The 2,128-nt window shown below is 60.0% G+C and carries 3 protein-coding genes and 1 pseudogene; all 4 read left to right on the top strand.

Translation table 11 applies throughout. The features are described 5' to 3' along the window. The coding region (locus E0702_RS19590) for a transposase (RefSeq protein ID WP_368816919.1) at window positions 1-201 on the top strand (201 nt) is incomplete at its 5' end. A gap of 18 nt (window positions 202-219) precedes the next feature. Further along, window positions 220-831: pseudogene (locus E0702_RS15735) on the top strand (transposase); the annotation flags it as partial. Between the two features lie 108 nt (window positions 832-939). After that, complete coding sequence (locus E0702_RS15730; protein ID WP_165927554.1) at window positions 940-1,284, top strand: transposase; 345 nt, start codon at window positions 940-942, stop codon at window positions 1,282-1,284. Beyond that, window positions 1,281-1,928, top strand: a complete 648-nt coding sequence (locus E0702_RS15725) for a DDE-type integrase/transposase/recombinase (protein ID WP_132045546.1) — start codon at window positions 1,281-1,283, stop codon at window positions 1,926-1,928. Before E0702_RS15730 ends, E0702_RS15725 begins: the two co-directional genes overlap by 4 nt. The last annotated feature ends 200 nt before the right edge of the window (window positions 1,929-2,128 follow it).

Genomic DNA, 2,128 nt, shown 5'->3' with positions numbered 1-2,128 from the left:
CTTCACTGGTCCTTGGACGTGGCGCTTCGTGAGGATGCCTGCAAAATCCATCGCGGACAGGCGGCAGAAAACCTCGCTAGGGTCCGGCATATCGCGCTGAATTACCTGAAAGGGGAGAAGTCTTTCAAGGGTGGAATCCGGCGAAAACAGAAGAAAGCGGCGCTTGATGAGACGTACCTTGCAGACATTCTCGCGGTGTGACGGTTTTCATGCGTTTTCCCTGGCCCTGCACGCGGTACTTGGTGGTATCTGTACCTGATCATGGACGTCTTCAGCCGCAAGATCGTTGGGCACGAGGTCTATGAAACCGAGACCGGCGAGCTGGCCGCCGAGCTGATCCAGAAGGCCTGCTGGCGAGAGCACCTCACCGATCGTCACAAGCCTTTGATTTTGCATTCCGATAACGGCAGCCCGATGAAGGCGGCGACCTTCCTGGAGAAGCTCTACGACCTGGGCATCACCCCGTCGTACAGCCGGCCAAGGGTCAGCAACGACAACGCCTTCGCCGAGTCGGCCTTCAAGACACTGAAGTACCGGCCGGGATTCCCCGCCGACGGCTTCGCCACGCTGGCCGAGGCACAAGACTGGGTCCAGCAATTCACCGAGTGGTACAACCATGAGCACCGGCACAGCGCCCTGCGCTACGTCACGCCGAGCCAGCGTCACAACGGCGAGGCCAAAGGCATTCTGACGCAGCGCCGAGAGGTTTTTGAAGCCGCGAAGCAGCGCCACCCGGAACGGTGGTCAGGTGACATCCGGAAACTCAGCCTGCCGGATGTAGTGCACCTAAATCCCGAACGGGACCCAGTGCCACAGGCCGCAGGATTTTAAAGAGCTGAAGTCATTTTATATGGCAACTATGTTGACAGACTCCGGGAAGAAGGCATCTCCGCTGCGACACTGTACAACTGGCGCAAGAAGGCTCGGCAAGCAGGCCGTTTGCTACCTGACCAGAGCGATGATCCCGAAGGCTGGAGCTCGCAGGACAAGTTCCACGCCGTTCTGGAGACAGCGGCCCTCAGCGAGGCTGAGCGTGCTGAATACTGCCGGCAGCGTGGCCTCTATCCCGAGCAGATCCAGCGCTGGCGTGCGAGCTGTGAAGGCGCTAACGACCGAAGTGATGCCGCCACTAAGCAGCAGAGTGAGGCACGCAAGGCGGAGCGCCAGGAGAACAAGGAACTCAAGCGCGAGCTCCGCCGCAAGGAGGCCGCGCTGGCGGAAACCGCTGCACTACTGACATTGCGAAAAAAGGCCCGAGCGATCTGGGGGGACGAGGACGAATGATCAGCACTTCAGATCGCCAGGACGCCATACAGCTGATCGATGAGGCCCGCGCCGAAGGAGCCCGCCTGCAAGCCGCGTGTGCAGAACTCGGCATCGGTACCAACACGTATCGCCGCTGGGTGCGGGGTGATCAGGATCGCCGGCCTCAAGCGGTGAGGCCTGTCCCGCGCCATGCCCTATCGCCGGAGGAACGTCAGCAGGTGCTGGAGATTTGTCATCGTCCTGAGTTCGCCAGCCTGCCGCCCGGGCAGATCGTGCCGCGGCTGCTGGACGAAGAAGGCCGCTACGTGGCGTCAGAGTCCAGCTACTATCGCATCCTCCGGGAGCATGGTGAGCAGCACCACCGTGGCCGCGCTCGCGCTCCACGTCCCAAGGGCGACCCTCAACGGCACCGCGTGACACGCCCCAATGCCTGCTGGAGTTGGGACGTGACCTACTTGCCAACCCGTGTACGAGGGCAGTTCTACTACCTGTACATGATCGTCGATATCTACAGCCGCAAGATCGTCGATGCCGAGGTCTTCGATCAGGAGTCCATGGCCAACAGCAGCGAGGTAATCCAGCGTGCCGTACTGCGGGAAGGCTGCATCAACCAGCCACTCGTATTACACGCTGATAGTAATACTGAGAGATGCCAGATCTGATTGGTTTAGACCGGTTCTTAAAAACCAAGCTAACCTTTGAAAGTCTGGTGTCGTTGAGACTCTGAGGTTGCCTGACTCACACGCCGATAGACTGACATCCATGTCCTTCCGTTGACCCGTCGGCACCTCAGATTCTTCGACGACGAGGGTTCACCTCTCGTCGATGCCTGTGACCCAAGAAGGGCCTGACTGCCTGTCTC

It is taken from the genome of Halomonas marinisediminis (assembly GCF_004347715.1).
In the GTDB taxonomy this organism is placed as follows: domain Bacteria; phylum Pseudomonadota; class Gammaproteobacteria; order Pseudomonadales; family Halomonadaceae; genus Halomonas; species Halomonas icarae.
Note: the sequence above shows the minus strand (reverse complement) of the source record. Positions and strands in the feature narration are given on the sequence as shown.

Coding starts and splice junctions, on each gene's coding strand:
- E0702_RS15725 (WP_132045546.1), top strand. CDS start 1,281: ATGATCAGCACTTCAGATCGCCAGGACGCCATACAGCTGATCGATGAG.